Source organism: Geobacillus sp. BK01 (assembly GCF_052220245.1).
GTDB lineage: Bacteria > Bacillota > Bacilli > Bacillales > Anoxybacillaceae > Geobacillus.
This window is the reverse complement of record NZ_JBQPTH010000038.1, coordinates 1-6,434: the sequence shown is the minus strand read 5'-3', so window position 1 is coordinate 6,434 and position 6,434 is coordinate 1. Positions and strand designations below refer to the sequence as shown.

Sequence of the window (6,434 nt, the reverse complement as noted above, 5' to 3'; positions counted from 1 at the left end):
ATGGAAATCTTTGTCCGAAACAATTCACAAAAAATTTAGCACATTCCTTCAGAAAAGGGGAGAGGGCTTTCTGAAAGAATGTGCAAAAAATGGGCGTTTTGTGCTGAAATAAAATGATAATTTACACTATATCCGGCTCTTTTCGAATCATCGACATATAAATCCCCCTTCACGATCAATAAGTACCCCATCTTAAAAAGAACAGGAACAGGGGATCTAGAATGAATATTTGATTATCTTTCCATTCAAAGACTTGATAAATAGGCTCGCTAGAAAACATGATATCATGCAATTTTTGAAGAGAATCTCTAATCTTGTTCTTCTCGATTTTTTCCTTTGAATTAATTACTAGCAGCTGATCGATTCTCTCTTTCGTTTCGTCCACTGACAGGCTAACAACAGGTGGATTTTGAGCAATTGCTTTTAATAAAATATGATAAATATCCGCTTTTTCTCCATTTTTTAATTGATATTTTTTTCTTTCTTGCCCCCTTGTGGATGGACCGGCCATTAACTTTTTCACCACTTCTTGATACGGTAAGTTAAGAGTAGTGAACCGATAACTTTCTTCCAATTTTTTTTCGTCATTTATTTCCTTTATACTTTCATCTTCATCAATATTTAAAATAAGCGACAAATTCAAACAAATTGACTGCATTAACTGTGGAGATGTAAGGCTTTCTAAAGCCATTTTTAAAGCCAATTCATCACTTATTTTGATGCCAAGCTGCTCAAAACCAGTAATCGCAATTTCCTTTAACTCATCTTCTTGCCATGGCTCGATATTAATTAAATTTAATCTGCCGCTCAAATCTGGATTTTTCCTAATGGCGTCATCCGCTCTATGAGGTAGTGATATAACCACAGCTTTAAATTCTCTTCTAATGGCATCTTTTAATTGATAAGCGATATCTAACTGCACCTCTTCAGGAGCATAATGGAAATCATCTAGAACTAACACAAAGTTATTTTTTTTAAAAAATTCAATCACCTTATCCTTGTTTGATCCATACTTTTCTCGAGTAGAAATTGATTTATCTTCTGGATTATTATCAGTGCCTTTTAGCACAGTCGTTTCTGAGTATTCTCCTTCAAGAGGCAAACCGACTTTATTTGCAACAACTTCCCAAAAGTCTTTTGCATTTTTAAAATCACTACCTGTTAAAGAAACCATATTTTGCGGTTCGATCACTTTCTCACATAAGACAGTCTTCCCTGTTTTAGATGGACCAATAATGGACGTTAAATATCCCGGTGTATTAAGAGCTTGCTTCAAACGTGTTTCATACGTAAAACCGAAACCCGAAGACTTTCTAGAAACGTATGTGTATTTCGGAAATGATCCCGGTTTGAACACTTCATTAGAACGAAGCTTTCTCAAACCATATCCCTCCTTTTCACACCTTTATATATCTTATATATCTAATATATATTATATATCTTAATACTAATATTTTAACCTAATCATCACTAATTTTAAACCTAATAATATAAAAAAGGACCTTTATAGACCTTTATAGACCTTTTTGTACTTTTCACGGCCTTTTTATCTTATACTTTTCATATTTATCTAAACGTCAAAGCACATAAGGAGAGATCAACGATTGACAGATACGAAATTTTACATACATTGATCCCTTCCTCCAAAAACAAATTCCTTGGAGAATATTCTCTCCAAGGAACAACTTCGATAATATAAGCGTATGAATGATGCTCTAAACTTGAACATGCAGTTATGGTTATGATCCTGTCTGACCCTGTCTACTCGTACCGTCAATGATAAAAGGGGTATTCAGTGCCTGTGAAATTTTAAAAAGTGTCCCTACTCTAGAACTCGTAAGTCCTGCTTCAATCCTTCCAATTGTGGATTTTGGAACTCCAATACGATCTGCAAGTTCCTGTTGAGACATATTCAGCTGCTTCCGTCTTGTTTTGATCTGTGCAGCTATCGTTCCTTCTAATTGAAGTTTTTGAACATGCAGCTCGCCTCGAATAGCTGCATATTTCTTAAAAAAATCACTCATTCTTTTTCCCTCCTAAATTGTGAATCGCAAAATGATGGATGATTATATCGTTTGGAAAATGGTTGCCCTCCGCATCAGAAAGAATATGGATTATACTGAATAATGATCATTACATTTTCCGTAATGCTTCTACCTGTTCTTCTTTCGATGCATCTACATAAATAGCTGTTGTTTGAATGCTTTCATGCCGAGCAAGACGTCTAATAATCTCGATGGGCGTTCCAGCATTGGCTAGGTTTTTGCAAAAACTATGACGAAAGCGGTGCGGAGTAATGTTCTCCATGTTGGCTAGCCGAGCGTATTTAGCCAGCGTCTTTTGAATTCCCCGCTCGGATAAAAACGGGGAACGCTCGGATACAAATAATCGTGTGGATTCTTTATGTATGTCCTTTTCTAGACTTTTTCGATACTTCAGCCATTTACGTAAATTTTTGGCGTGTTTTTGAACCAGTATTACAGTGGCAAACTTATTCCCTTTGCCTTCCCGAATGATCACTTGAACATCTTTATCTTTAGTTATAATGTCGTTTATTTCTAATGAAGAAACCTCATTTACCCGCAGTCCTGAATAAAGCATTAAATCGATAATGGCTAAATTTCGCAGCCGTTTGAATTCATTTGGCTCCAATTGTACATAACTAATGAAGCGGTCTTGTTCTTCTTTTGTCAGCCATTTTGTTTGATTTGCCCCATTAGCATAATCCAGTTTTTCGACTTTGATGCGTGTCATCGGGTTGTCCTTAATGATCCCGCTGGAAAGCAAAAAGGCAAAGAAGACTTTCAATGCAGCGATGTATTTATTAATGGTCGCCGGTTTCCGTTTGCACTGATGTTTTAAGTAGCTTATATATTCCTTAATATCGATTGGACGAGTTTCTTCTATTATATATTCTCCATCCCGCTACTCTTTCCATGTTAAAAAATGAACGACCGTTGTCCGGTACGACGCAATGGTTTTTTCATCTTTCGCTTCTTCATATAAATAGCCAATAAACGGAGTGACATAGTTCTGCATAACAAGCTCTCCTTCAAAAAAATTATGCGAACAATCTAATCCGTCGTTCTTGATAATTATGCGAACAAAAATAAAACCATTTTAAACTTGTTGTTCCTAGAATCGTATTTCTACGACCAATTATTATGTATAAATCAGGGGGAATCACCCCCTGATCATTGACTGAGTAAAGCATCTACCTCGTGCTTATAACCATATTTTCGAAAGAAATCAATAATTGCTGTTTCAATAATTTGACGTTGCGTAATATTTTTTTCATAACTATAATCTTCTAAAAGCTGATGAAGCAGATGACTCATTTGCACAGATTTTGTTTTCGCAATTCCCTTCACAAGATAACGCGGCACCTTATCTACAATAGGATCCTCCACTTTAATGTTCAGTTTTTCGTATAATGTTTTAATGAGATGGATGATCTCTTGTTTTTCATTTCCATTCAATTGTTCCTTTTTGTTATCGGCTGTCGTGGCTGCCTCCTTATCCGTTGATTCTTCGTCTATGATCACACCGGATTTGCGAACATAATTCCCTTCATTCACATTCCACTCATATCCTTTTTTCGTCATATAGTCCGCCAAGTCTTTATGGCTTTTAAATCCAAATTCGATTGCCACGGTCTTGGGATCTTTACCTTCATTGAATGCATTTATAATTCTTGATACTTTACCGGAGTGAACATTTTCATCTTTCATATGACTAATCCGAGTTTCTTTCGGCACATAAGTCTTCTTTTCTCGATCCCATTTAAAATTTCTACGTCTCATATACATATCGAGCGTTCGATAGTCATTGTGTTTAAATTCCTTAGCTAATTCCTCTCTAGTTACACCTGCCGCTAAACTTCTTAAAATATAATTTACCCGTTCATCGTAAATCGGTTTTTGATCCTCTGGCATGCTCATGGCAAATTCCTCCCGTAGTGTTTTATTTGTCTAAATTGGTGCATCTGTCTAAGCAGATGCACCTTGGATTTATAGTTTGTCCACCGCGGTTTGCAATTCGTTTTCATTGAGTTGAAGATACAGTGTTGTAGTTTTTAATGATTTATGGCCGAGCAATTTTGAAATGGCAAATACATCTACACCTTCACGTAGCAAATTGGTCGCAAAAGAGCGGCGGAGTGTATGGCAAGTCACTGTTTTATCCCACCCGAGTTTCTCCGTAGCTTTATGAAGGACAAGATTAATGTATCCCGCTGATAATCGTCCGGTTTTTGTGGTTGCCAGCACATAATCAGAATGGACATCCACACGAATATGAGTTAAATAATCATCAAGATAAGGCTTTAAGGCCTTGGCAATCGGAACATATCGCTGCCGTCTTCCTTTTCCGTTAACGAGAAATCGGTTTCGTTCAAAGTCAATATCACTCATTTTTAACCCTTTTGCTTCAATCACCCGCATACCGGAATACGACATCAAGGCAACCGCAAAGTGAATAATCGGGTGATCGATCGCGTCTAATAATTCCTCAATTTCATCTTTTGTTAAAGCTACCTTTTTTTCCTCCATCACTTTTACTGGATCCACTTCCGCAGCTACATTTCGTTCCACCCATTGTTTTTTTACGGCATAATTAAAGAACGAACGCAGACTAAATAAATAACGATTGCGGCTCCGCGGAGCCAATTCCCGCTCATCAACAAGATAGTACATATACTCTTCCACATCTTCTACCGTAATATCTTCCACATAAACCAAACTATTGTAGCGGTCCGTGATAAATTGATTAAAACAGCGCAAGTCTTTCATATATCCCTTTACAGTCTCCGGACTCATCTCATGATAAATCATATATTTTTTAAAATGCTGTTGTCCTTCGGTAAACAGCATATTATTTTCTCCCTTCTACATGACTTTGAATCGGATTTTCAATGCATTTAATGCAAGATTTTTATTCTTCTCATCTAAATAATCCATGTCGTTTAAATCCAATTTTCCATTACCTGAATATAAATAAAGCGCAAGCTTCAGCATAAACTGTTCACTGCGAAACCACACTTTTGATTTTTTTAATAATGCTTTTTGGTGAACAATCCCCTCTTCTAAGTCAACAAATTCACTTGTTAAACAAGTTTGCAATTTGTCATGATTGCTGAATAAATATAACAAAGCACTCCAGTTTGGATCATTTGATCGATCCATCATCAACATCCTCCCTTTACTTAGAGAACAATGAAACGGAACTTTTTCCTTGTTCTCTTCATTGATTAGTTCATTTTTATAAAAGCATGCATTCTTCCCTTGCTATTCTTTTTATATTTGTATTGAATACCATTTGCTAATAAAACCGGTTCAATCCTTGTAATGGCAGACTTTAATTTGTTTGGCGGCACCCATTCGACAGATTCCGCATAAGTTAAAGGAACAGAACTCTTTAGACAATCCAAAATGTACGAGGCAGGTCCTTCTAGAACGCTCTTATTCTTCATGGTTTCGATAATCGAAAAGACCAGTACATCATGTTCGATTGCTTCTTCGGCGATTTCTTGGCGATTCTTCATAAAGACAGCTAGGAATTCCCCATCTTTAAACCCTAATGATGGTTCTGCTGCTGTAACCCATTTTGCGAAATCGGCCATTCGTGGTTTCTGTTTAATTTCTGTATTCGAATATCTTTTTAATGCCATCGAAACAGCATCGCACAAATAACCGAAAATGCTTCCCGAAAGCTGTTCAAATTCATCCCATATTTCTGACTTTGTCTTTCGGGTTTCTGGAAAAATGTTAGACAAGTATAAGACAATTGCCCTGTCGGCTAAATCCGGCCTTCTGGCTATATGTTCCATTCCATTAACAATAACGGGGCGAGTCGCTGTCATAACAGATTCTCCGCTGTTGGTATATAGCTTTCTTCGTGTAAATCCTCCTCCTGTCGAAAGTTTGCATAATACATCAGACATACGATTGCTAATTCCCGACAAATTATCAAATACCAACAACCAGTTTCTTTGAGCCATTATAAATAAGTCTTCTTCCGTTTTTGGTAAAGATCTTACAGGTGCAAACGCAGGATCAACAAGCGCTTTGGTCATTTCAGATAAAAGCGTTTTTCCTGCGCCGGATGTTCCCTCTAAAACCAAAATCGGAAAAGGGCCTTTTGGATTCAAACATCCAAAAATAAATGACAGCCACAGTTGAAATTGCTGATCAGTCATTTGAAAAATACTTCTTATCTTGCTTATATCTCCGTTTCTTTTTGGCACAGGCAATGGACGCATCGTATCCGTACGAATAAATTTCACCGGGGGATTTTGGATAATATTCCATCCCTCCCTCTAGAAATGTTGATATATCAAGGCTTTTCGGCCTCTCAGGGGTGCCGAAAAAATATTTTTCGACAAAATCCCTTACATCCTTTTTCAATTTTGTGGATATCTTACAGACCTAGGGTGC

At 36.9% G+C, this 6,434-nt stretch carries 7 protein-coding genes; all 7 read right to left on the bottom strand.

From position 1 onward, the window contains the following. Positions 1-175: 175 nt before the first annotated feature. The 7 genes from ACTVDO_RS17055 to ACTVDO_RS17025 all read right to left on the bottom strand — a co-directional run bounded on the left by ACTVDO_RS17055 (position 176) and on the right by ACTVDO_RS17025 (position 6,196). Positions 176-1,381: an ATP-binding protein gene (locus ACTVDO_RS17055; RefSeq protein WP_442901934.1), complete on the bottom strand. Its 1,206-nt coding sequence runs from the start codon at positions 1,379-1,381 to the stop codon at positions 176-178. Positions 1,382-1,739: 358 nt separating this feature from the next. Beyond that, positions 1,740-2,024 carry a helix-turn-helix transcriptional regulator gene (locus ACTVDO_RS17050; protein WP_442901933.1) on the bottom strand — a complete coding sequence of 95 codons (285 nt, stop codon included), beginning with the start codon at positions 2,022-2,024 and terminating at the stop codon, positions 1,740-1,742. 109 nt (positions 2,025-2,133) lie between these two features. Continuing rightward, positions 2,134-2,754: a tyrosine-type recombinase/integrase gene (locus ACTVDO_RS17045; protein ID WP_442901932.1), complete on the bottom strand. Its 621-nt coding sequence runs from the start codon at positions 2,752-2,754 to the stop codon at positions 2,134-2,136. 440 nt (positions 2,755-3,194) lie between these two features. Next, complete coding sequence (locus ACTVDO_RS17040) at positions 3,195-3,941, bottom strand: hypothetical protein (RefSeq protein ID WP_442901931.1); 747 nt, start codon at positions 3,939-3,941, stop codon at positions 3,195-3,197. A 69-nt stretch (positions 3,942-4,010) separates the two neighbouring features. Then, positions 4,011-4,871 (bottom strand): tyrosine-type recombinase/integrase, encoded by an 861-nt coding sequence (locus tag ACTVDO_RS17035; protein ID WP_442901930.1) that lies wholly within the window; start codon positions 4,869-4,871, stop codon positions 4,011-4,013. 15 nt (positions 4,872-4,886) lie between these two features. After that, positions 4,887-5,186 carry a hypothetical protein gene (locus ACTVDO_RS17030; protein WP_442901929.1) on the bottom strand — a complete coding sequence of 100 codons (300 nt, stop codon included), beginning with the start codon at positions 5,184-5,186 and terminating at the stop codon, positions 4,887-4,889. A gap of 62 nt (positions 5,187-5,248) precedes the next feature. Next, the gene (locus tag ACTVDO_RS17025) at positions 5,249-6,196 is read right to left on the bottom strand and encodes a hypothetical protein (RefSeq protein ID WP_442901927.1); all 948 of its coding nucleotides are present in this window, start codon (positions 6,194-6,196) and stop codon (positions 5,249-5,251) included. Positions 6,197-6,434 lie beyond the last annotated feature (238 nt).